The sequence below is a fragment of the Paraburkholderia sp. SG-MS1 genome (assembly GCF_012275575.1).
Classification (GTDB): Bacteria; Pseudomonadota; Gammaproteobacteria; order Burkholderiales; family Burkholderiaceae; genus Paraburkholderia.
Genome location: NZ_NPIH01000062.1, coordinates 1 through 23,393 on the forward strand (window position 1 = coordinate 1; position 23,393 = coordinate 23,393).

Annotated in this window: 20 protein-coding genes and 1 pseudogene; 4 read left to right on the forward strand and 17 right to left on the reverse strand. The window is 64.0% G+C overall.

Annotated elements, in window-relative coordinates:
• From CIC12_RS04530 to CIC12_RS04565, 8 genes and pseudogenes are all read right to left on the reverse strand, one after another.
• A pseudogene (locus tag CIC12_RS04530) lies at nucleotides 1-810 on the reverse strand (amidohydrolase family protein); the annotation flags it as partial.
• A 71-nt stretch (nucleotides 811-881) separates the two neighbouring features.
• A complete protein-coding gene (locus CIC12_RS04535; protein WP_168662565.1) occupies nucleotides 882-1,595 on the reverse strand; it encodes an ABC transporter ATP-binding protein in 714 nt (237 codons plus the stop codon).
• Entirely contained in the window at nucleotides 1,592-2,419 is an 828-nt protein-coding gene (locus CIC12_RS04540; RefSeq protein ID WP_168662567.1) for an ABC transporter ATP-binding protein, read from the reverse strand. The genes CIC12_RS04535 and CIC12_RS04540 overlap by 4 nt, the downstream gene beginning before the upstream one ends.
• Nucleotides 2,416-4,359 carry an ABC transporter permease gene (locus tag CIC12_RS04545; protein WP_168662599.1) on the reverse strand — a complete coding sequence of 648 codons (1,944 nt, stop codon included), beginning with the start codon at nucleotides 4,357-4,359 and terminating at the stop codon, nucleotides 2,416-2,418. The genes CIC12_RS04540 and CIC12_RS04545 overlap by 4 nt, the downstream gene beginning before the upstream one ends.
• A gap of 175 nt (nucleotides 4,360-4,534) precedes the next feature.
• Nucleotides 4,535-5,119, reverse strand: a complete 585-nt coding sequence (locus CIC12_RS04550) for an amino acid synthesis family protein (RefSeq protein WP_168662569.1) — start codon at nucleotides 5,117-5,119, stop codon at nucleotides 4,535-4,537.
• Between the two features lie 52 nt (nucleotides 5,120-5,171).
• Nucleotides 5,172-5,762, reverse strand: a complete 591-nt coding sequence (locus tag CIC12_RS04555; RefSeq protein WP_168662571.1) for an amino acid synthesis family protein — start codon at nucleotides 5,760-5,762, stop codon at nucleotides 5,172-5,174.
• Nucleotides 5,738-6,700, reverse strand: a complete 963-nt coding sequence (locus CIC12_RS04560; RefSeq protein ID WP_168662573.1) for a UPF0280 family protein — start codon at nucleotides 6,698-6,700, stop codon at nucleotides 5,738-5,740. The genes CIC12_RS04555 and CIC12_RS04560 overlap by 25 nt, the downstream gene beginning before the upstream one ends.
• A gap of 48 nt (nucleotides 6,701-6,748) precedes the next feature.
• On the reverse strand, nucleotides 6,749-8,353 hold the full coding sequence (locus tag CIC12_RS04565) for a 6-hydroxynicotinate reductase (RefSeq protein ID WP_168662575.1): 1,605 nt from the start codon (nucleotides 8,351-8,353) through the stop codon (nucleotides 6,749-6,751).
• 384 nt (nucleotides 8,354-8,737) lie between these two features.
• Here CIC12_RS04565 and CIC12_RS04570 point away from each other — a divergent pair, with 384 nt between their 5' ends.
• Nucleotides 8,738-9,445, forward strand: a complete 708-nt coding sequence (locus CIC12_RS04570; protein ID WP_168662577.1) for a TetR family transcriptional regulator — start codon at nucleotides 8,738-8,740, stop codon at nucleotides 9,443-9,445.
• Between the two features lie 65 nt (nucleotides 9,446-9,510).
• Here the strand turns inward: CIC12_RS04570 and CIC12_RS32935 are convergent, their stop codons facing one another.
• The 7 genes from CIC12_RS32935 to CIC12_RS04605 form a co-directional block, all read right to left on the reverse strand.
• Complete coding sequence (locus CIC12_RS32935; RefSeq protein WP_168662579.1) at nucleotides 9,511-9,909, reverse strand: DUF3658 domain-containing protein; 399 nt, start codon at nucleotides 9,907-9,909, stop codon at nucleotides 9,511-9,513.
• Between the two features lie 104 nt (nucleotides 9,910-10,013).
• Nucleotides 10,014-12,410, reverse strand: a complete 2,397-nt coding sequence (locus CIC12_RS04580) for a DUF6531 domain-containing protein (protein ID WP_168662581.1) — start codon at nucleotides 12,408-12,410, stop codon at nucleotides 10,014-10,016.
• Between the two features lie 469 nt (nucleotides 12,411-12,879).
• Nucleotides 12,880-13,278: a 4-carboxymuconolactone decarboxylase gene (gene pcaC / locus CIC12_RS04585; protein ID WP_168662583.1), complete on the reverse strand. Its 399-nt coding sequence runs from the start codon at nucleotides 13,276-13,278 to the stop codon at nucleotides 12,880-12,882.
• Nucleotides 13,275-14,066 (reverse strand): 3-oxoadipate enol-lactonase, encoded by a 792-nt coding sequence (pcaD, locus tag CIC12_RS04590; protein WP_168662585.1) that lies wholly within the window; start codon nucleotides 14,064-14,066, stop codon nucleotides 13,275-13,277. Before pcaD ends, pcaC begins: the two co-directional genes overlap by 4 nt.
• Before the next feature lie 5 nt (nucleotides 14,067-14,071).
• The gene (locus CIC12_RS04595) at nucleotides 14,072-15,451 is read right to left on the reverse strand and encodes a 3-carboxy-cis,cis-muconate cycloisomerase (protein WP_168662601.1); all 1,380 of its coding nucleotides are present in this window, start codon (nucleotides 15,449-15,451) and stop codon (nucleotides 14,072-14,074) included.
• A gap of 348 nt (nucleotides 15,452-15,799) precedes the next feature.
• Entirely contained in the window at nucleotides 15,800-16,459 is a 660-nt protein-coding gene (locus CIC12_RS04600; protein ID WP_168662587.1) for a 3-oxoacid CoA-transferase subunit B, read from the reverse strand.
• 13 nt (nucleotides 16,460-16,472) lie between these two features.
• Nucleotides 16,473-17,180 (reverse strand): 3-oxoacid CoA-transferase subunit A, encoded by a 708-nt coding sequence (locus CIC12_RS04605; RefSeq protein WP_168662589.1) that lies wholly within the window; start codon nucleotides 17,178-17,180, stop codon nucleotides 16,473-16,475.
• A 456-nt stretch (nucleotides 17,181-17,636) separates the two neighbouring features.
• Here CIC12_RS04605 and CIC12_RS04610 point away from each other — a divergent pair, with 456 nt between their 5' ends.
• On the forward strand, nucleotides 17,637-18,566 hold the full coding sequence (locus CIC12_RS04610; protein WP_121323534.1) for a LysR family transcriptional regulator: 930 nt from the start codon (nucleotides 17,637-17,639) through the stop codon (nucleotides 18,564-18,566).
• A gap of 177 nt (nucleotides 18,567-18,743) precedes the next feature.
• Entirely contained in the window at nucleotides 18,744-19,376 is a 633-nt protein-coding gene (gene folE / locus CIC12_RS04615) for a GTP cyclohydrolase I FolE (protein WP_168662591.1), read from the forward strand.
• Nucleotides 19,377-19,478: 102 nt separating this feature from the next.
• Here folE and CIC12_RS04620 read toward each other — a convergent pair whose 3' ends face one another.
• Complete coding sequence (locus CIC12_RS04620; protein ID WP_168662593.1) at nucleotides 19,479-20,321, reverse strand: DMT family transporter; 843 nt, start codon at nucleotides 20,319-20,321, stop codon at nucleotides 19,479-19,481.
• 335 nt (nucleotides 20,322-20,656) lie between these two features.
• Between CIC12_RS04620 and CIC12_RS04625 the strand changes: the two genes are divergently transcribed.
• A complete protein-coding gene (locus CIC12_RS04625) occupies nucleotides 20,657-21,688 on the forward strand; it encodes a VTT domain-containing protein (protein ID WP_168662595.1) in 1,032 nt (343 codons plus the stop codon).
• A 47-nt stretch (nucleotides 21,689-21,735) separates the two neighbouring features.
• On the opposite strand, the gene CIC12_RS04630 is transcribed toward CIC12_RS04625, so the two are convergent.
• On the reverse strand, nucleotides 21,736-23,310 hold the full coding sequence (locus CIC12_RS04630) for a diguanylate cyclase (RefSeq protein ID WP_168662597.1): 1,575 nt from the start codon (nucleotides 23,308-23,310) through the stop codon (nucleotides 21,736-21,738).
• Between the last annotated feature and the right edge of the window lie 83 nt (nucleotides 23,311-23,393).

Genomic DNA, 23,393 nt, shown 5'->3' on the forward strand with positions numbered 1-23,393 from the left:
CAGCAAGGCGATCCGTTCGTTGCCGTTGTGGACGATCTCCAGCGCGCGGCTCGACTGCTCGCACAGATCGCACACATGCCGGTACGACAGCGACGTATGCCCGCCGTTGATGTGGCCGATCACGTCGGCGTCGGCGGCGAGCACCACATCGCGATCGATCAACCCCGAGCCGGGAATCGACGGCCCGCCCGTGTGAATCGTGCTTTGAATGCCGTACTTGCGCGCCCACGCCACCATTTGCGCGGCTTCCTCGCCGCCCTTCACGCTGCCGAGTCCGACTTCGCCGAGCAGCTTCACGCCCGCTTCCGACAGCTCCTTGAAGTCCTCTTCGACCATGCCCTTCTCGATCACGGGCGCGCCCGCCATCACCTTCACGCCGCCGCCGACACCCGCGCCGCGCATCCCTTCGAACGACCGTTGCGCGGTGATCGCCAGCGCCTTCACGCCGAGCACATCTTTCGGACGGCCAGGCAAATGCACTTCGCCGGCGGAGATCATCGTCGTCACGCCGCCGTTCAGATTCGATTCGATCCAGCCCATCTGGTTCTGGCGCGGCGTCCAGTCGCCGAATACCGGATGCACATGCGAGTCGATCAGGCCGGGCGCGACGGTCGTGCCTTTGCAATCGACCGTGGTGCGCGCGCCTTCGAGGTCGCAGTCCTTCTCCCTGCCGAGCGCGACGATCACGCCATCGTCGATCACCAGTGTGGTCGCGTCGAGAATCGGCTGGTCGATATCGCCGGACAACAGCAGCCCGATGTTCGTTATCGCGACCTTGCCCGACAAGCCTGTCAACGTCTCTGCTGCCATCTGCCTCTCCTTTCGCAACGATTGCCCGGCCACGCGGACGTGCCTCGCGCACGCGCCGCGCGCCGCTGGAATCACACGCTCAGATAAGCGCGCCTGACTGTTTCGTTCTGGGCGAGTTCGCCGATCGTGCCGCTGAAACGGATCTGCCCTTTTTCGAGCACGTACGCGCGGTCGCTGACCAGCTCGGCGAAGTGCAGGTTCTGTTCAGACAACAGAATCGCCAGCCCTTCGCGCTTGAGTTCGAGAATCATGTTCGCCATCTGCTCGACGATCACGGGCGCCACGCCCTCCGACGGTTCGTCGAGCAGCACCAGATACGGATTGCCCATCAAGGTGCGCGACACGGTCAGCATCTGCTGTTCGCCGCCGCTCATCTGCCCGCCTGGGCGCCGCGGCATTTCGCCGAGATTGGGAAAGAGGCGAAACAGCTTGTCCGGCGTCCATTGCGGCGCGCCTTCGCGCGGCGGCTGACGGCCAGCGTCGAGGTTCTCCATCACGGTGAGATCGGCAAATACGCGGCGGTCTTCGGGCACGAAGCCCATACCCATTCGCGCGATCTTGTACGGCGGCAACGCGGCGATGTTCTGCCCGCGAAACGTCACCTCGCCGTGACGGCGCGGCAGCAGGCCCATCACCGCTTTCATCGTCGTCGATTTGCCAGCGCCGTTGCGGCCCATGAGCGCAACGACTTCACCACGGCCGACTTCGAGACCGACGTCGAACAGGATGTGTGCGCGGCCATAAAACGCATTGAGACCAGAGACTTTCAGCATCGGCCCGCTCATTGCTGCGCTCCTCGTCCTGCCTGTTCTGCTGGTCTTGCCTGGCCGTTCGCCGTGTCATGCAACGGCGCGTGTGGACGGAAAGTCTTGCCCGTGCCGAAATAGACTTCCTGCACGCGCGGGTCGTTGCGGATCGTGTCGGCATCGCCCTCGGCGATCAGCTTGCCGCGCGCCAGCACGATCATGCGATCGGCGTACGCGAATACGACGTCCATGCTGTGCTCCGTAAACAGCACGCCGATCCTGTGTTCGATGACGAGCCGTTTGGTGAGCGCCATCAACTCGTTACGCTCCTTCGGCGCCATGCCGGCGGTCGGTTCGTCCATCAGCAGCAGCTTCGGACGGTTGGCCAATGCAATGGCCAGTTCGACACGCTTCACGTCGCCATACGCGAGCACGCCGCACGCGCGATGCGCGTCCGCGCCCATGCCGACCTGTTCGAGCAGCGCGAACGCTTCGTCGGTGTAACGCGAGCCCGCGGACTTCCATAGACCGAAGGTGTTGCGTTCGCGCGAGACCAGCGCCGTCTGCACGTTTTCCAGCACGGTCATCGAATTGAAGGTGGCGGCAATCTGGAACGTGCGGCCGACACCGAGCCGCCAGATGTCGCGCGGACGCATGCCGACCAGTTCCTGACCGTCGAGGCGGATCGATCCCGCCGACGGCGGCAACTGCCCGTTGACCATGTTGAAACAGGTCGACTTGCCCGCGCCGTTCGGCCCGAGCAGCGCGAGGAGCTGACCGGCTTCTAGATCGAACGAGACGTTATCGACCGCCTTCAGGCCGCCGAACGATCGCGAGAGACCGCAGACGCGCAGCAGGGTCATAGTCCCTCCTTGACCGCAGTTGCGCGTTGCGACGGCTGCGCGGTGCTCGTGTCCGCGGCGTCGGCGCTGTCGTCGCCGAAACGCTCGCGGACGAATCCGACGATTCCCTGCGGAAACGCGATCACCAGCAGCAGGATCGCGATGCCGAGCAGCGCCTGCCAGTAGTCGGTTTGCCGCGCGACCGTGTCCTGCAGCCAGGTGAACACGGCCGCGCCGACGATCGGTCCGCTCAGGGTCTGCAAGCCGCCGAGCAGCACCATCACGAGCCCGTCCACCGAACGGCTCACGCTGATCACTTCCGGCGAGATCGTCCCCTTGGAAAACGCGTACAGCGAGCCGGCGAGCCCGCAGAACAGCGACGCGATCACGAACGCCGCCCACTGCACCCGCTTCACGTCGATGCCGATCGCCTCGGCGCGCAACACGGAATCGCGCGACGCGCGCATCGCGTATCCCAGTGGCGAGAACAGCATCTTGCGCAGCAGCCACACGCCGATCACCGCGCAGACGAGCGTCAGATAGTAAAACGCTACCGGAGACGACAACCAGTTCGCCGGCCACAAGCCCAGCACACCATTGCTGCCGCCAGTCACATCGTCCCACTGGAACACCACCGACCAGACGATCTGCGCGAACGCGAGCGTCAGCATCGCGAGGTAGACGCCGGACAGACGCACGCAGAACCAGCCGAACATTAGCGCGCCGCCGACCGCCAATGACGGGCCGAGCAGCAAGGCGGCTTCCATCGGCAGATTCAGCACTTTGAGGAACAACGCGGCGCCGTATGCGCCGAGACCGAAGTAAGCGGCGTGGCCGAACGAATGCATGCCACCCGGTCCCATGATGAAATGCAGGCTCGTCGCGAACAGCACGGCAATGAGTATCTCGACCAGCAGCACGGGCATGTAGGGAAATGCGTTAGCCGCGAGCGGCGCGAGCACGAGAATCAGCAACACGAGCGCGGCCAGCCATTTGAGCCGCTTGCCCGCCGGACGCAACGGCGTGTCCGGCGCTGCCATGCCGCGCACCGCGGCGCTCGCACGGCCCAGCAGACCCCAGGGCCGCACCACCAGCACGAGCGCCATCACGACAAATTCGGCCACTAGCGTGAAGCGGCTCAACGACAAGCCGACGCCGAAGATCGTCACGTGACCGATGCCGATGCACAGCGCCTTGATCTCCGCGATGATCAACGCGGCGACGAACGCGCCCGGAATCGATCCCATGCCGCCGACCACGACCACGACGAACGCATTGCCGATCGTCTCCAGGTCCAGCGACAGATTCGCCGACATGCGCGGCCCTTGCAGCGCGCCGCCGAGACCGGCGAGAAACGCGCCGACGAAAAACACGCCGGTAAACAACCACGCCTGATTGATGCCGAGCGCGCCGAGCATCTCGCGATCCTGAGTCGCGGCACGCACCAGCGTGCCCCAGCGCGTGCGCGTCAACGCATACCAGAGCAGCAGCAACACCACGGGCCCGATCACGATCAAGGCGATGTCGTAAGTCGGCAGCGGATGGCCGAGGAAGTCGACCGCGCCGGCCAGATGCGGCGCGCGTGGCCCGAACAGGTCTTCCGGACCCCACAGCCATAGCGCGGCGTCGCGGAAAATCAGCACCAGCGCGAAGGTGGCGAGCAGGTGAAACAACTCGGGCGCCTGGTAGATGCGCCGCAAGACGATCATCTCGACGAGCGCGCCGAGCACCGCAACCACGAGCGCGGCGGCCAGCACCGACAGCCAGAAGCCGGCCGCCGACTGTCCGAAGCGGCTCGCGATGCTATACGCGACATAGATACCGAACATATAGAACGAGCCATGCGCAAAATTGACGATGCGCGTCACGCCGAAGATCAGCGACAAACCGGCGGCGACGAGAAACAGCGTCGACGCATCGGCGAGTCCGTTGACCAGCTGTACCAGCAAATTCGAAAACATCGCGACCCTCGGCAGCTCGCCGGGCGGCACGTATGCGGTAATCGCACACGTGCCGCCCGGCAGACGTTGCAGCGCATGCGGCCCCATGCGCGCACACGTCAACGGCATCACACCCGTAGAAAGTCCCCTTCGGGGCCTGCGAAAATAACCGAAAGCAAAACTCAGCGCAAACCGTTCAGCGCAAACCGTCCTCGCCTTTGATCTCACTCACCTGCAGTCCGCCGATACGCGGCAGCGGCCGGCCCGACGCCGTCACCGCGACCGCCACGACGATTTCGTTGGCGCGCGGCGCGTCCGGAACGCGCGCTTCGATCGCGTCGAAATGACTGCGCACGAAGGCGGCGTCCTTGTGGCCGAGCGGCACGTCGATCGCGGTGCCGAGCGTGCCCATCTTTTTCGCCGACGGGACCAGCGCCGCGCCCTTCTCCACCGCCACCCGCAGCGGTGCGCCGAGCTTGGGATGCAGAATCGCGGCGGCGTGCTCCAGCTCCCCCGCTTCGCCGACGATCGCGGCCTTGCCGTAACTCTGCGCCTCGCCGGGCGCGATACCGAGCGCTTCGACGCAGCGCTTGCCGAGCAGTGCGCCCAACTCTTCACCGGCTTCGATCAGCGCGTCGAGTTTGGCCTCGTAGCGGCCAGCATACGGATTGTCGATCACCGCGATCGCGACCGCGCGGCGCGCGGGCGGATCGATGGTCTGCCCCATTTCAATGCGTGTTTCGTCCACCTGCACGACCAGCTTGCGAAGCTTGATTGCCATTTCGCTCTCCGAGTGTCGATATTGCGGCGTTTTGCTGTGAGGACGCAATGCTTCAGCGCAAACCGTCCTGACCCACGATCGCCTCTTTCGCGAGACCGCCGACGCGCGCATGCACGCGCTGCCCGGTGCTCATCACGAGGATGTAGACCAGTTCGTCCGCGGCGGGCGCGCCGGGCACGCGCACCTCGATCGCATCGAAATGACTGCGCACGTAGCTCGCGTTGACGTGCGTGAGCGGCACGTCGAGCGCGGTGGACGGCGCGCCGACTTTTTTCGTCGACGGCACGATGGCGTTGGTCGGCACGCCGTTCTTCTCCAGCAACTCGCGCATCGCATAGCCGCCGGGCACATGCCACAGCGCGCCATGCTCGAGTTCGCCCCGCGAGCCGACAATCGCGCCTTTGCCGTAACTTTCGATCGACGCATGCGGCACATCCATCGCCGCCAGCAGTCGCTGCGCCATATCGAAGCCGATCGGCTTGAGCGCTTCCATCGCGTGCTGGATGTTCGCTTCGTAACGGCCCGCGAACGGGTTCGTGATCACCGCGGCAATCGCGCCGCGTCTGAGCGGCTGCGCGGGCGCGGGGCCGAACTCGTGAAAGATGTCTTCGACGTGCGTCAGCACGCGGCGTATTTCGAACACGGAGCCTCCGTTGTTGTAGGCGCGCGCGACGTGAGCCACGCGCCGGTCTCGTGAATCCCGGCGACGCGCGCCCGCCCTTGCATGAACAGCGCGGCACCTTCGATCAGGCCTCGCACGCGCAGACGCTGCGCGGCCTCCACGCCGCGCGCGAGCGCGAGGTCGATCAGCGCCGACGGCAATGCAGGGACGTCGACGGTGACGAGCTGGTCACCGAGGTCGCTATCGTCTTTCAGCGACGAAGCTGGACGACGCACGATTCCCACGTGTGCCAGGCCGTGCGCCAGTTCGTCGTCCAGATTCACGGCATTGGCGATCATCGTCGCGGCGGCGTCGGCGGTGGCGGCGTTGCGAGCGAGCACCGTCACGCTGTCGGCGATGCCGAGACTGAAGCTGCGCCCGCGCCAGCCACTGGTCGCGATGCCACGCACCGGCAGGCCGGCGTCGAGCGTCAGTTCCGCGTCGAGCGCGTGATCGCGCGAGAGATGTGCGCCCGAGCAGTTCGCGAGATCGGCGAATACGCCGACGCGGTACTGCTGGCCCTGGGCCAGATAAAGCGCGATGTCCCCGCCGTTGTTGATGAACGCGCGCGCGATGCCTTCGCGGGCAAACGCCGTGATCAGTTCATCGGCCACACTGCCCGCCACGGCCGCCATCGGCGTGATGTAGCGCGCGCGATGAGGGTGGCACGCGGACCACATGCGGCGCGCCACCGGGCCATGCAACACGGTGCCGTTCAGTGCGTCATCGATGTGTATGGGCTGCCGAAGCAGCTTCAATTCGCCGACCAGCTCGGATAATACGTCGGCGAAACGCGCCCAGCACGCCTGATACGCGGCCTGCACCGCCGCGGGCTCGCCGTCCGCGCTGAGGATCAGATCGATCGGCCCATGCTGCCAATGCCAGCGGCTTGCATCGAGCCGGGTGCGGGTGGGGGTCATCGGATGGATCGCGTTCTCGTGTGAGCGGAGTTCGTATGATTCGCGCCGTTAGCCGAGCATTGGCGGCATCGCGGGCGGCCACGGATTGTCGGGGTTACGCGCCAGTGTTCGGCGCGAGAGCGGCGCTCCGTCGGTATGCTGCGGCCCGTTCGCGAGCACACTCTCCAATGAGCGCACCGCGTCGAGATGGCCGCCCAGGTCGCGATACGCGTCATACGTCATTGTGAATTCGATTGGCGCGACGATCGCAGGCGTCGGCACCGTGCCGAACGAATGGTCGGGCATGCGCGAGACATCCACCATCACGGTGATGCCGCCGCCAGGCCATACATAGGCCGGCGCGCCCCCACACGTCACGTTCACCTGCTTCTGTTTGATCGCGCGCGTAAGCAGCACCGGGTTCTCAGTCGCACCCGCGCGCAAACTGCCGCCCGCGCCGCCGAGAAACAGCACCGTGGCGAGCGATGGCTCGCAGTTCTCACCAATGCGCTCGACCGTGCGGCGCACCGCGTCCGGCATCGGTGCGATGCGCGGCACGAGGTCCTGGTCGAGTTCGTACCATTGTGCGTGTTCGCCGGTGGTCGACACCATCAGCAAACGCAGACCCGGTTTCGCAACGGCAGGGTCGAAGCCTTCGACGATCGCCAGCGGATCCTGAATGTCGGTGCCGCCCCAGCCCGTGCCGGGATTCGCCACCTGAAAATAGCGGCCGGGCGTCGATTTGCGTCCGCGAATCTTCAGACCCGAACGTGTCATGCCGAGACATCGGCCCGCCTGGTGTTCGGTGAGCACGCCCGTAATGTGATCGTCGACGACCACCACTTCATCGGCATGGCCGAACCATTGCTTCGCGAAGATGCCGATGGTCGCGGAGCCGCAACCCACGCGCATGCGCTGCTCCTCCACGCCGTCGACCACCGGCGCCGCGCCCGCGCGAATCACGAGACTCGCGCCGCCGTCGATGCTCAGTTCCACCGCGTCCTTGTTGCCCAGCGCGAGCATCATGTCGCAGGTCACGCGGCCTTCCTTCCTGCTGCCGCCGGTCAGATGGTGCACGCCGCCGAGGCTCAGCATCTGCGAGCCGTACTCCGCCGTGCTCACGTGGCCGACTATCTCGCCGTGGCAACGCACGTTCGATTGCTCCAGTCCGAGAAAGCGGTCCGTGTCGATCTTCACCTTGAAGCTGCAGTAGCTGAAAATGCCTTCTGTGACGACGGTGATCATATCGACGTCGTCGAGTTTCGAGGCGACGATGAAAGGCGCGGGCTTGTAGTCGGGATAGGTGGACGAAGCGCCGACGCCCGTCACGAACAGCGCCTGTTCGGCAGCGGCATCATGCGCGGCCGACAATCCGCCAAACTCGACCGCAGCTTCCTGCTTTTGACCCGCTTCGTCAGTGGATGGCGAGCGAGCGAGAAAGACGACGGGATCGACGCGAATCAGCCGCCCGTCCGCATTCGCATAACGATCGCACGCGCCCGTGCGCCCCTCGGAGATCTGGCACAGCACCGGACACGCATTGCATTCGATCTTGTTCGACGCCATGCGCTCGCTGCGCGGCGCCGCCTTCTCCAGCACGGTTGGACCGGGCGTCGACGCGGTTTCGCCCTCGACACCGTCTGCACCGAAATCGACCTTCGTATGTTCTGTCATGGTGGGGTTCCCATACGACGACATTACAAGCGGTCCTGCCCGGCCGACGAATCACCCTTGTTTCAGGGCACTTTCGTGTGACTCGCCTATTTTCATGTTGCGGTCACTCACCGTTCATGTAGTATCTTCTACACCAAACTTAATTGAAATCTACTCGATCAAAATTGAGTGTGCAACGAGTTTCGGGTGGGGTTGGCGAATGCTGCGACGCGGCATCGTCACGCGAAACACGCTTCAATCTACGCCGATGCATGAGAACGCGCAGCACGTGCTTCGGCGGTCAAAGCGGGCTTATGATGGAGATGCGCCGTGTCCGGGCAGCTGGTCCGAACGGCTCGCGCGCATGCAGTTCGACTGACGCCAACAACGAGATTCGAGACCACCATGAGTCCCACCGCCGCCCGCAAGCCGGGCGCCACCGGCATCCGTGCGAAACAGGCGCAAGACACGCGCGCCAAGATTCTGAAGGCGGCCATCAAGGTGTTCGCAAAACAGGGTTATGCAAGCGGCCGCGTCGAAAGCATTTCAAAGGCTGCACGCTCGCACGACCGCATGATCTATTACTACTTCGGCAGCAAGGAGCAACTGTTCGTCGAAGTCCTGGAAACGATCTACACACAATTCAACGAAGCGGAAAGCAAACTCGATCTCGATCTGGACGATCCGGTACACGGCCTCGAACAGATGGTCGAGTTCGTCTGGCAGTACTACCTCGATCATCCCGAGTTCGTCACGCTGCTGTCGAGCGAAAACCTGCATCAGGGCAAGCATGCGAAAAAATCGCTGAAGCTCAAGGAAATTTCGGGCTACGCGATTTCCGTCGTGCAGAAGTTATTGGACGCGGGCCATGCGCAAAACGTTTTTCGCGCGGATATCAAAGCGCGCGACGTGTACCTGATGATCGCGTCGCTCGGCTATTTTTATAACGCCAATCAGTACACCCTAGGGGCGTTTCTCGGCGAGCCGTTGATGGAGAAGGCGGCGCTCGAACATTGGCGCGAAGTTATCAAGGATACGGTGTTGCGGGCGGTGCGGGTGGAGTTGACGGTGAATGCGGTGGATAGCCGCGAACTCGGACGCAGCCCCGTGTGAAAACGCCCGCGGGGCGGCGGGCGTGGGCAGGCATAGTCGGGACAACGCGAAACGGTATCGATATCTTACTCGTCCTTTATTGGACCCCGTTGCAGCCCCTCGCTCGAAGTGGGAATACACTCTCCGCTGGCGGCTTGGGGCAAACGGACTTCGCTATAACGCATCCGGTTCAAGTTCCCAACCGACTCGATCAATCCTCTCGCGACCATCAACTTGATACGCTGCGCGTAAAAGACATCGATAATGTCCGGATAAAAACTTGTATCGGAACCCATACCGAGGGAAACGATCAGCGCAACCTTCCGGTAATTGCCGGTCAAATTCCGAAAAAGTGCGGCATCGATCGTTCGCAGATCGGCCTCGCTTAGACGATCTGCTGCCGCCTGTTGTGCGGCGGTCAGAGGCGGGTCGTCTGCATCGTCATCATCGAAATTGTCGTCGTATTCGTCGGTCGATTCGTTCACTTAATTACCTCTTGCAGTTTTTTCAATATAACCGTTAGACATCGGATGGCCTTCGCTCAGTTTCACGCTAACAGACTTCTGATGCATCGAAATAGCGCCATGCTCTAGGATCCTGCGAAACCTTGATACGGATTGCCTCCACATCGGGCAGGCAAACAGCCAGCAAAACACTTGTTAAAATTTCGATACCATATGTTTGGTTTTCTGAAATCTCCGGCGGCGTCGGAGCACGTGACCTTACAGGCTGCGCTCTCCGCGGCACATCCGTCGTCATGGCATTTGACGATTCCGCCATCTGTTGACGAATTCGAACCCAAAGGCGAATTCAATAGCGAGGACGAATAGACCACGGGCAGGCTGAGCAGCGATTGAACGGAAATATCCATCGGTCCGCCGGCCGTCAAGACGCCGGTTTGCGGATTGTAGAGTGCGCGAGGGTCCGGGCCAAGTACAGGCCACGCCTTGGCGAACACGTAACAGTCCATGCACACCGGTTCAACGTCCGTCTGGGAGCCGGTCGTTTGCGATCCCGCCACGCCAGCGGCTGGGACGATAGGTGTCACACCGTTTTCGTAATTATTCAACCATAGGTCGACGGCGTCGCTACTTATCGCGGTGGCCGTGCCGTTGTCCGTCTCCAAAGTACCAGTACGCGAAATCACTTTCCCATCCGGCGAGTAGCCGTATTCGACCTGGAGCTTACGTTTGACGTTACCGCTTTCAGGTACTGCGTTGGCGAAAATCCTGAAAGTGGTAACGCGTCCTCGAGCGTCATAAGCAGCGTCCGCGCTGAACTCATTCAGTGTTACGCCCGCAATCCGGTGCGCAGCGTCGCGCGCGATGATCACTGGCTGCACCCAGCCTGGGAAACGACTGGATACCGATCGAAGATTGCCACTGTTGTCGAAGATCGTTCCCCACGCTCCCGTCATTACGCCGTTCTGATACATCTCAAGATAGGAGAGGTTGTTGCCGACGTAGTACGCGCCGTATGTGGTCTGCTGGCCTTCAGCCGTGTGCGCGTTGAACCCGTTCTCGCCGGTCTGATCGTCCGTTGTCAGGTCGCTGATACCGGTGACATTGCCTTGCGCGTCATATGCGAACGCACGCATTTTTCCTGGGGAAGCAATCATGTACGGACGCAAGGTAGTTGTATCAGCGTAGCGCACAGACGTGACAGTCGTTCCGTTAGCACCGCTTACGATCAGACGCACGGGGCGACCCACATCGTCGTAGGTGTATTTGAATTCACCAACGGGATTTGTCCGCGTCAACAAATTGCCTGACGCATCCCAGGTCAAACTGTTTGCTCCGTTGGGCGAGTTCCCGTTCAACGGACGCAGCATGTCGCCAAGCCATGAATAGTTCAACGTGTTCGAGCCCGTGCCGTCAGTCACGGTTGTCATTCCACTGCTATAGGACAACTGCACGTTACGCGTTGTGTCGGGATGGGTAACTGCAGTCGCACGGCCGATCGCGTCATACGTCCATGTCGCAATTCTCTTCCCCGTCTCGTCAATTACACCAGTGAGTGCTCCGCCGAAACGAGTGTCCTCGTAGACATAGCGGCGCACATTGCCGTCGGGCCATGTCACCGACACGAGATTATTCAGCGCATCGTACGCATATTTTGTGACTCTTCCGGTCGGGTCAGTCATCTGCGTAAGGCGTCGCTTCTGGTCATAGACCAATTGAATGGCTATATCGCCTGCCGGGTTGTAATCGACCGCATGCTCTGAAATCGCAACCAGCAAACCGGCGGCTGGGGAAACTGTCGATGGCGTTGTTGCATCGCTATAGATCAGGGTGAACGTGCGTCCGTTATGTGTATTGACCGAAAGCAATACACCCTGCGGAGAGTACGACTCCGTAGTTTGGGTAGAGAGGTCAACGAGCGTCCAACCCGATCCATCCTGCGTAAGCGCTAGACCGCTAAAGCCGGCCGTGCGCCACGTGCCCGATGTTTTATTGAACGTGATGCGGCTGCCGTCCGCACGGTAGGCAAAGACCAGCGGCATGCTGCTGCCCGCACTCGCCACTCCGAGCTTCAACTGCCAATTATGAAGCCAAAGCGAACCGATGCCGGCGTCGTTGCGGGTCATTGGCTGTGCGCGGTAGGTGCGCCGGAACATCAAAGGTACGTCGTCACCGCTCACAAAATCGGTTTCGGTGAGCGTCATCGCGCCAGTAGCCGGATATACGGGATCGGCTACCGGACAAGTATCTTCAGGCGTTCCATCAGGCGGCGAATTGCACCACTGAGTAATCAGGTCAAGGTTTGCGGTGCATGAATAACTTCCGAGGCCGACCGGGGTGTTGGACGCAGCCGTAAGCCTGCATGACGAAGTACCCTGTACTGCTCCGGATTTCGGATAGAGCGATAGACATGTCGAGTCGCCACCATCCGCGTGGGCTGCATTAGCAAAGAAAAGCAATGCCGATAACACCAGGAATCGATCCAGTCTTCCGAATCGCCACTTTTTTGGTACGAAGTTCTTCATACTTTCCTTCGGCAGACTTATTAATTTTTGTAATAGTCTGAACCAAGGTGCGTCTTTTATTGCTCAGAAATATCCCTTCAAAACGTGGAAATTTCCGCCAATAGAAAAACCTTCGCACGCTTATGATTCAAGCGTTCGTACATACGATACGGGGATTGGCAGCACTGTCTGCTATTCGGCCTTCCAGGTACAGAAGCGTATCGGCGGGCGTGGCCTAACGTCACAAATCGTTGCTGTCTCTATGACTCACGTTTTCATGGAACGACAGTTTGCTTTGTCCATCCTCGCTGTGAGGGCCAAGCGAATGGTTGGCGGAGCAATTCCGACCTGCAACGTGTTTTGCGTGAGGGACGCCCCAAATAAAACACCCTACTGCGATACCCGCATGTAGGGTGGTGGGAAGTGTCAATCATCAAACGCGCCGATCACTGGCGCGCGTTTTTTCATCGCAACATACACGAGAGCAGTCTTACGACTTCACCTCAGCCGCCGCATCATCCTCACGAAACAGCTTATCCGCGAGGTGAAACGCGGAATTAGCCGCCGGCACACCGCAATAAATCGCGGTTTGCAGCAGCACTTCCTTGATCTGCTCGCGCGTCACGCCGTTGTTCTTCGCGGCGCGCAGGTGCAGCGCGAGTTCTTCGCTGCGATTGAGCGCGACCATCATTGCGATGGTCAGCAGGCTGCGCGTATGACGCGGCAAGCCGTCACGCGTCCAGATTTCGCCCCACGCATAGCGGGTGATGAAATTCTGAAACTCCCCGGTCAGCTCGGTGCGGTTCGCAAGCGAGCGATCCACGTGCGCGCTGCCCAACACCGCGCGGCGCGCACCCAGTCCGGCTTCGTAGCGGTCTTCGTCGTTCATTTCGTCTCCGTCAGGAAGTCGAGCACGGTCTTCGTGAAAGCGTCGGCCTTCTCGATGTTTGAAATATGCGAGGCGTCCAGTTCGACATAACGGGCGCCGGGGATCGACTGCGCGAGTTCGCGCCCTTGCGCGGGGGTCGCGGCCAGATCGTGCGTGCCGCTGATCACCAGCGTCGGCACCTTGATGCCGGCCGTTTCAGGGCGCAGATCGGTCGCGTCGATCGCATCGCAATTCGATGCGTAGCCCTCTTTGTCCGTATGCACGAACACGTCGCGGATCATCGCCAGCACCACCGGTTCGCGGTCGAAGTAGTCGGCCGTGAACCAGCGCGGCAGCACCGCGTCGGCCAGCGCGAGCATGCCTTCGCCGCGAGCCTTCGCGGCGCGCGGCACCCAGACTTCCGGCGAGCCGATGCGCGCGGCCGTGTTGCAGAGCACGACACGTTCGAAGCGCTCGCCATGACGCGCGGCCAATGCGACGCCTGTCAGGCCGCCCATCGACAGTCCGCAGAAATTCGCGCGGGCGATCTTCAGCGTATCCATCAGGCCGAGCACGTCGCCAGTCAACTGGTCGATCGTGTACGGACCCTTTGGCGCTTCCGAATGGCCGTGACCGCGCGTGTCGTAGCGCAGCACGCGGAAATGTTTGGACAGCGCCGCGACTTGCGGCGTCCACATTGACAAATCGCTGCCGAGCGAATTCGACAACACGATCCACGGTGCGTTGCCGTGACGGTCGCCGTCGATTCGATAGTGAAGCTCGGTGCCGTTGACTGCGGCGTAGGGCATGCCGGTTACTCCTTGGAATGGGCGCGCTCAGCGCGCGAGGTATGAAGTGCCAGCGCGGCGTCCACATAAGCGTGCGCCTGGCCGACGTATTGAGCGGGGTCGAGCAGCTGCTTCAGGCGCTCGAGCGGAAGATGGGCGGTGACGGCCGCGTCGGCGGCGAGCACCTCGAAGAGCGTCTGCCCGTCGCGGATCGCGGCCTTCGATGCGCGTTCGACCAGATGATGCGCGTCGAGCCGCCCGATGCTGTCTCCGAGCGCGAGCATCACGGCCTCGCCGAGAATCAGGCCGTGCGTGACGTCGAGATTCGCGGCGAGGCGCGGCACGTTCACGCTCAACCCGGCCGCGATCTGTTGGATATTGGCGAGCGCCCCGCCCGCGAGGCGCGCGAGGTCCGGAAGCGCGTCCCACTCGGCTTGCCAGCCGCCGAGCGCGCGCTCGTGTTCCTGAACCATGCCGGCGAACACCGTGGCGACCAGCCCCGGCGCGCGCGTGGCGGCGGTCAGCACGGCCGCGCAGCCGACCGGGTTGCGTTTGTGCGGCATCGTCGACGAACCGCCTTTGCCGGCCGCGGCGGGCTCGGCGAGTTCGTCGATTTCGGTTTGCATCTGCAGCGAGATGTCACGCGCGATCTTGCCGAGCGTGCCGATCAGCATGCCGAACAGCGACGCGGTGTCGGCAATGCGGTCGCGCTGCGTGTGCCACGGCAAAGTGGGGGCGGCCAGGCCGAGTTCTTTCGCGAGCGACTGCGTGACTTGCGGCGCGGCATCGCGCAGACTCGCGAGCGTGCCCGCCGCGCCGCCGAATTGCAGCACCAGCACGCGAGCGCGCAACGCGTCGAGCCGCTCGCGATGACGCAGCAGCGCGTCGAGCCATTGCGCGAATTTCAGGCCGAGCGTGATGGGCAGCGCCTGCTGCAACCAGGTGCGGCCGATCATCGGCGTCGCGCGATGCGCCGCCGCGAGTGTCGCCACCGCGTCGCAGGTGGCTTGCAGGCCATTGTCGAGCAGATCGAAGGTGTCGCGCAGTTGCAGCACCGTCGCCGTGTCGATGATGTCCTGGCTCGTCGCGCCCCAGTGCACGTATTTCGATGCTTCGGCGTCGGCCGCCTTGACGCGCGCGGTGAGTTGTTTGACGAGCGGAATCGCGAGATTGCCGCCGAGCGCGGCGTCGCGCGCAAGCGCGTCTGCGTCGAGCTGGTCGGCCTGGCAGGCCGCTTCGATCGCGGCCACGGCGGATGAGGGAATCACCCGATGCGCGGCCGAGGCGCGCGCGAGCGCCGCTTCCACGTCGAGCATCCGTTGCAGCGTCGCGCGCGGCGCCCAGATGTCGTTCATCGGCGGTGTGCCGCAAAGAAGGCCGGTTAGACGGGCACTGGAGTCGAGCATGATGACGTCGAGAGTCGAGGGAATCGGGATGAAGATTTGGCGCGGCTTGCCGAGCGCGCCGACACGCTGCGTTGGACGCAAGCGTAGTGTTGAGGCTCAACGCGACGCATACCGCTTAGCGTCGCATGCACTGTAGACAACCTGGCGCACACAACGTTGCGGCGTATTGTGCGCCAAACGCGGCCGACATGTCGTTCAGGTTGGCATGCCGGCCGGGATGAGGCTCATGACTCATTCCCGCCTCACGTCACTCCGAGACGCCAAGCGCGGCAGGGAGCCTGCGCGCTGCCACTCACTCACCGTCATGGCGCGCAGACAACTCGAGGCGCACCACGCCCACGCGTTTCGTCAGGCCGCGCGGGCCGCTTGCGTGCCGTCGATCAGCGGCACACCGGTCAGCTTGTGCAGCGCATCGAAATCGATGTCCGAGAAGATCTCGCGCACCACGAGCCCCTGCCCGGTGACGTCGATCATCGCGAGGTCCGTGTAGATGCGGTCGACGCAAGCCACACCCGTCACCGGATACGTGCACTCGGCGGCGATCTTGCTTTCGCCCTGCTTGGTCAGGTGCTCCATCATCACGTAGACCTGTTTCGCGCCGATCGCCAGATCCATCGCGCCGCCGACCGCGGGAATCGCGTCGGGCGCGCCGGTGTGCCAGTTCGCCAGGTCGCCCTTGGCCGACACCTGGAACGCGCCGAGCACGCAGAAGTCCAGATGGCCGCCGCGCATCATCGCGAACGAATCCGAGTGATGGAAGTAAGCGCCGCCGGTGAGCAGCGTGACGTGCTGCTTGCCGGCGTTGATCAGTTCGTCGTCTTCCTCGCCCTTGGCGGGCGCGGGGCCCATGCCGAGCAGGCCGTTTTCGCTGTGCAGGAAGATTTCCTTGTCGGCGCCGAGGTGGTTGGCCACCAGCGTCGGCACGCCGATGCCGAGGTTGACGTAAGCGCCTTCGGGGATGTCCAGCGCAACGCGCTTGGCCATTTCATCGCGGGTCAGTTTTTTCATGTCGGGTCTCCGGTTAGGCGGCAGCGTCGTGAGGATTGGGCATCGGCGCGTGTGCGGCTTGCGGCACTTCAATCACGCGTTGCACGAAAATGCCCGGTGTCACGATGTTTTCCGGGTCGAGCGCGCCGAGCGGCACCACTTGCGACACCTGCACGATCGCGGTTTTGGCCGCGCTCGCCATGATCGGGCCGAAGTTGCGCGCGGTCTTGCGATAGACCAGGTTGCCCCAGCGGTCGCCCTTATATGCCTTGATCAGCGCGAAGTCCGCATGCAGCGGCGACTCCAGCACGTAATGCTTGCCGTCGATCAGACGGGTTTCCTTGCCTTCGGCGAGCTTGGTGCCGTAAGCGGTAGGCGTGAAGAAACCGCCGATGCCCGCGCCCGCCGCACGGATGCGTTCCGCGAGGTTGCCTTGCGGCACCAGTTCGAGTTCGATCTCTCCCGCGCGATACAGCGCGTCGAACACGTACGAGTCGGTCTGGCGCGGGAACGAGCAGATGATCTTGCGCACGCGCTTCGCCTTGAGCAGCGCCGCGAGGCCGATGTCGCCGTTGCCCGCATTGTTGTTGACGATGGTGAGGTCGCGCGCGCCCTGCTCGATGAGCGCATCGATCAGCTCCGACGGCATGCCGGCCGTGCCGAAGCCGCCGATCATGACGGTCGCGCCGTCGTGGACGTCGGCGACGGCCGATTGAAGTGACTCGAAAATCTTGTTGATCATGTCGAATTTCCTTGTGGGGCGCTGCGTGCCGCCGGGCTGGCCGCCCGGGAATGGCAGGGCTTGCGGGACGGTCTGCGGGCCCATGCTGGCGGCGGCTCGCCGATAGGGATGCGGGCTGGCGCCTTCGCTTGGTTCACTGCCGAGTTTGTTCGTTACGTGAACATCGATTCGTTTAGCGAACGCTCAGGCGATTATGGTTGTCCTCCGGGCGGCTTGTCAAGGCAGGGAAATCCCCCTTAATCATAGGTTCTTGTCCGCGATATGGGCGGGTTCGTTGCGCTCGGCGACGGTATCGCACGGCGAGACACAAGCTCGGGTCGCCCTCGTTGGGTCTGCGGGCGCAGAGGCAAAAGCAAAATCGCACTATCCTAAAAGAGGATTTTTCCACTACCCTTTATGCTGAAGGCAGATAACTACCCGCCAGCGCCACGCCCAGCACCCCAAGTCCATAAAAGCATGTCCGAGACACATCTGGATCTGAACCTGATCCCCTATCTGGTCGCGATGGAAGACGCCCGCAACGTGAGCCGCGCCGCCGAGCAGCTCGGCGTCAGCCAGCCGCGCGTGAGCACCGCACTGGGCCGCCTGCGCGAATACTTCGACGACCCGCTGTTCGTGCGCACGTCCAAAGGCATGGAGCCCACGCCGCGCGCGCTCGCGATCCTGCCCGCAGCGCGCGACGCGCTGCTGCGCATCGAGAAAGGCATGCTCGACGTGCAGGAGTTCGATCCCGCCACTAGCACCCACACCTTTTCGATCGCACTGTCCGACGTCGGCGAAATCGTCTTTCTGCCGCGGCTTCTGCAACTGTTCGCCGAACGCGCGCCGTCCGCGAATCTGCGCTCGGTGACGCTGTCGCCCTCGCAGGTGGAACGCGGGCTCGAATCGGGCGACGTCGATCTCGCGGTCGGCTATTTCCCTGATCTGGCCGGCAATAACTTCTTTCAGCAGCGGCTCTTCACCCACCGCTTCATCTGCCTGATGCGCTCAGGCCATCCGCTTTCGAAAGCGCCGCTCACGCTCGCCCAATACGTGGCGTCGGGCCATGCGGTCGTACGCGCCGAGGGACGCAGCCAGGAAGTCCTCGAACAGTACCTGGAGAAGAAGCGCATCAAGCGCCGTGCGGTGCTCGAAACGCCGCACTTCATGAGCCTGCCGTTCATCCTCGCGCGCAGCGATCTGCTCGCGACGGTGCCGCACGCGATCGGCTTCGCGTATGTGTCCGAGCATGCGTCGATCACGCTGGTCGAGCCGCCGCTGCCGTTGCCGCGCTTCGATCTGCGCCAGCACTGGCATCGCAAGTTTCATAACGATCCGCGCTTGAGCTGGCTGCGCGGCGTGGTCGCCGAACTCTTCAACGACGCGATGGACGAGTGGCCGAAGTGAACGCTCCCGCAGCAGCCCTGCTTGGGGCCTGCTTCGCGGCAACGGCGGTCGCCGCCGGCGCGCCCCGACAGCGAAAGGGGACATCGGCACGACTGAACGCAAAACATGGAACAATGGCCGCACTCATTGACCCCGCGCGCCCGTGAGCGTCGACGCGCGATCCCGGAGGAGCAACGCATGACCAGCAGCAACGCAAACAAGACCCAATCCGCAGTGGAACGCCCGAGCCGCGAGGAAGCAGAAGCCGCCGTGCGCGTGCTGTTGCGCTGGGCCGGCGACGATCCGCAACGCGAAGGCCTGCTCGACACCCCGGCGCGCGTGGTGCGCTCCTATGAGGAGTTCTACGCGGGCTACCAGGTCGACCCGCGCGAGATCCTTGCCCGCACTTTTTCCGAAGTGGACGGCTACGATGAAATGATCGTGCTGAAAGACATCCGCTTCGAAAGCTATTGCGAACACCACATGGTGCCGATCATCGGGCGAGCACACGTCGCGTATCTGCCGCAGCATCGGGTGGTGGGCATCTCGAAGCTGGCGCGCCTCGTCGATGCGTTCGCCAAGCGGCTGCAGATCCAGGAAAAGATGACCGTGCAGATTGCCGATACGTTGAACGAAGTACTTCAGCCCGCGGGCGTCGGTGTGATCCTCGAAGCCGCGCATCAGTGCATGTCGACGCGCGGTGTGCACAAGGCCGGCGTCACGATGGTCACGTCGCGCATGCTCGGCACGTTTCGCACGGACCCGTCGACGCGGCGCGAATTTCTGTCGATCGTCGGCAATCCGGGCGCGGTGGCGATCGCCAATACCTGAGCGCGGCGGCGTAGCCGCAACGGCCGAACGCGCAGCCGCTCACGTCGTGCCGCGCGGCAGGCGCTTGCGGCCGAACGTGGCAAGCAGCACCGCACCCAGCACTCACGCGACGCCCGCCAGTTGCGCCACACCCACGGGCTCGCGCAGCACGAGCGCGGCGAACGCCACCGCGCTTACCGGCACGAGCGCGGTCGTCAGTCCGGCTTCCGCGCCGCTGATGCGCGCGGCGCCCGCATACCAAAGCAAGAAGCCCAGCACGGTCGGCACGAGCGCGTAATACAGCACGCCGCGCAGCGCAGGCGCATCGACGGGCGTACGCCACGGCGTTTCGAAGCAGGCCGGCACCAGCGCCACCGCGAGCCCGATCCCGCACATCAGCGCCGACAGTGGCAGCGGCGCGACCGGCGTGCGCAGCTTGCGGTTGAGCAGGATAAACAGCGCCTCGCAGACCACCGCCGCGAACACCAGCGCGTTGCCCGTGAGCGAGCCGCCCGCGTGCGGCGCGGCGAGCTCGCCTCCGGGCACGGTACACACGAGCACACCCGCGGTCGCGAGCACGATTGCACCGAGCAGCGCAGGCGCGGGACGCTCGCCGAGTGCAAACATCGCGACGCCCGCCGAGACAGCGGGCAAGGTGCCGGCGATCACACCGGCATCGACGGCCGACGCGAGCCTCATCCCGCTAATGAGCAACACCGTATAACCGACGCTGCCCGCGCCGGCCTGCGCGATCACGAGCAAGGTATCGCGCCGGTCGAGGCGCGGCCAGCGCACGCCGCGCCAGCGCATGATCAGCACGAACAGCGCAAACGCAATCGCGAAGCGCAGCGCGGTCGCGCTGAACGGCGGCAATCCGGCCGCGATCGTCTTGCTGACCACCACCGTGCTGCCGACGCCGAGCATCGCCAACGCGCAAAACAGGTATCCCGCGTAGCGCGAGTTCATGGTGTCGTCCTGTTGGTTCGGAAAGTAGAGATGAGCCCAGAGTAGGTGGACTGGCGCCCACGGTCTTGAACGAAATTGCAGCGCCACTCCAGGCTAACGGGCCGGGCATGCGCCCGTCGCGCATCGCGTTCGCACGATGGCGGCAAGCTCGCCCTCCCCGCTTGCCGGCCCACCCCGGGCGTGCCGGGGCGGAATCGGGAGGCCGCCGCCAACGGCCTTCCGCCACGCAACCCATCGGGTATCCTGAGCGGAGGACGCATCGGGAACGTACTTTGCATCGACGCTTCGCAGTCCGCGCAGCACGCCGGCCAACCGCACTCACAGGAGCGCCTCAATTGGTAGCCTTTCCGTCTTCGGCGGTGTCAACCTGGGGCGGCGCGGTCGTATTCCTCAACGTCCTGCTGACACGCCTCGGCGTGCCGATCCCGGCGGTTCCCGTGCTGCTCTTCGCGGGGTCGGCAATCGCTGCCGGCACCCTGTCCTTCTGGCCGATCCTCGGCGCGGCGGTGGTCGGCGCGGTACTGGGCGACGGCGCCTGGTTCACTGCCGGCCGCCTTTATGGCCGCAAGCTACTCGCGATGCTCAGCCGCCTGTCTCCCGCGGTCGATTTCAGAGTCGAGACCGCACGCTCTCTGTTCGAGCGCTTCGGCGTCCCGCTCGTGTCGATCTCGAAGTTCGTCCCTGGGCTCGGCTTCATCACGCCGCCGCTGATGGGCACGACCGCCGTCGACATCCGCATTTACGCGGTCTGGGATCTGGCCAGCGCGCTCGCCTGGGCGACGTTCTGGCTGCTCGGCGGCGCCGCCGCGCAACGGGAGCTGCACATGCTGCACGACTTCGTCGAGTCGCGCGGCGGGACGATCGTCGATATTCTCGCGGGCGCGGCGCTGATTTTTCTGCTCTACCGTCTGTACCAGCGACGCCGCGAACGGCGCCGGCTCGCGGACGCCACATCGGCACAACGCGCCGCCGGAGGATGGCGCCGCATCGCGCCGTCGCTGGTGCTCGATGCACGCCCGGACACGCCCGCGTTCGCGCCGAGCCGCATTCCCGGCGCGCTCGCGCTCTACCCTCACTCGCCCGAGCAGATCGACGGCGCGCTGCGCGCGCATGACATGGTGATTTACTGCATCTGCCCGGATAGCGCGACCGCCGTCGAGGTCACGCAGCGCATGCGCAGCAACGGCTACACGCGGATTCGCGCGCTGCGTGGCGGACTCGATGCGTGGCAGCGGCGCGGCTTCCCCGTCGAACCGCTTACGCGAGCCGATGAACCCGGTATCGGCCAACGCGCGGCGCCGCGTGGCAACACGCGCGGTGCGATCACGCTGCGCGGGTTTGCGCCGCGCAGTAGTACGGGGACGTGAAGGTCATGTAAGCCGCGCCTCCAGCCACAGCCCCTGGCCAAGCCCTTTCACGCCGACGGATCCGGCGCCATCGAGGGCGCCATCCCCTGCGCCGAACTGACCCGGTTGCGGCCGCCCGCTTTGGCCGCGTAAAGCTGCCGGTCGGCGGCAGCCAGCAGATCGAGCGCGCGCTCGCCCGCCGCCGGCAGGCCGGTCGCGCAGCCGACGCTCACGGTCACCGTGACCCCTTCGCCATGGCTTTGCACGACATGCCGGCCCTGCACCTTGCGGCGGATTTTCTCGGCGACGCTCAGCGCGCCCTCGGCCGACGTGTCCGGCAACACCACCGCGAACTCCTCGCCGCCGTAGCGTGCCACCACGTCGACCGAGCGCCGCACCGCCGCCGAGATGCATTCAGCCACCGTGGTCAATGCTTCGTCGCCACTTGCGTGACCGTACGCGTCGTTGAAGTGCTTGAAGTGATCGATGTCGATAAACAGCACCGACAACGGCTGCCCGCTGCGCCGCGCACGCCGCCATTCTTCATCGAGCCGGTTATCGAGCACGCGGCGATTGCCGAGCCCGGTCAATGGATCGGTCGCGGCGAGGCGCATCAGCGCGGCTTGCGCGCGCAGCTTGTCGCGCAACGCGAACGCCAGCAGCCACGAAATCATCACGAACACCGCGCCGAATGTCAGCGTGAGCACGCCGGCGATGCGGCTGCGACGCCACCACCGTTCGAGCACTTCATCGACGGCGGGCGCCACCGCCGCGATCAGCGGCGTGCCCGGCACGCGAGCGTAGGTGTACATGCGCCGCACGCCGTCCATCGCCGACACCGCCTCGTACGTACCGGCATCGCGCGCGGACATCATTTCGAACGTCGGTGACTTCGCTATGCTCGAGCCGATATCACGCGCGGAAAACGGCTTGCGCGCGAGCAAAGTGCCGTCGTCCATCACGACGAACACCGAGCCCAGTTTGCCCGTGTCGATGCGGTCCAGCAGATGCTGGAAATACTCGATACGAATAGCCAGCAGCGCGACACCGGCAAATGCGCCGTCGGCGCCGTCGATGCGCCGCGTGAGACCGATCGACAGTTTCCCGTCACGCAGACGCGAATGGAACGGGTGCGAGAAATACAGGCCGACGCTCGGGCTGCGCTGATGTGCGAGGAAATAATCACGATCGGCGAGGCGAACGGTGGCATTGACCTCGTCGTTCTGCGACGCAAGCACCTCGCCGTTCGGGCCGATCAGATAGGCGCCGCCGAGATAGGCCGCGGTGGTCGCGCGGTCGAACAGCACCTCGCGGCGCACCTCGGGGGGAAGCGCTAGCGCGGCCTCGTCGCGGGCGCCGTCCACTATCGACTGCAGCGACAAATCGTAGATTTCGACATTGCGTTCGAGGTCGCTGGAAATGATCGAAACGAGGTTCTGCGACGTTTGGCGCGCATGATCGAGCGCGTCGGCGCGGCCCATGCCGAGCGTGAGCAGGGTCAAGCCCGCCATGGCCACCGCGACCAGCGTCCCGGCCATCCCGGCGACCAGCGGATGGTTGCCCACATACCGCGTCACGCCGGCTCCGGCCGCGCGCAGTCTCTTGCGCAGCCGACGGCGCAGCGAAAGCGATTGACGTGCCACGTGCGCAGCGCCTCCTTGACAAGTGATCCGCGCGGCCCGGCATGAGCGGACGCTCTGCCCATATCGTTATGCAAGCCGCCGGA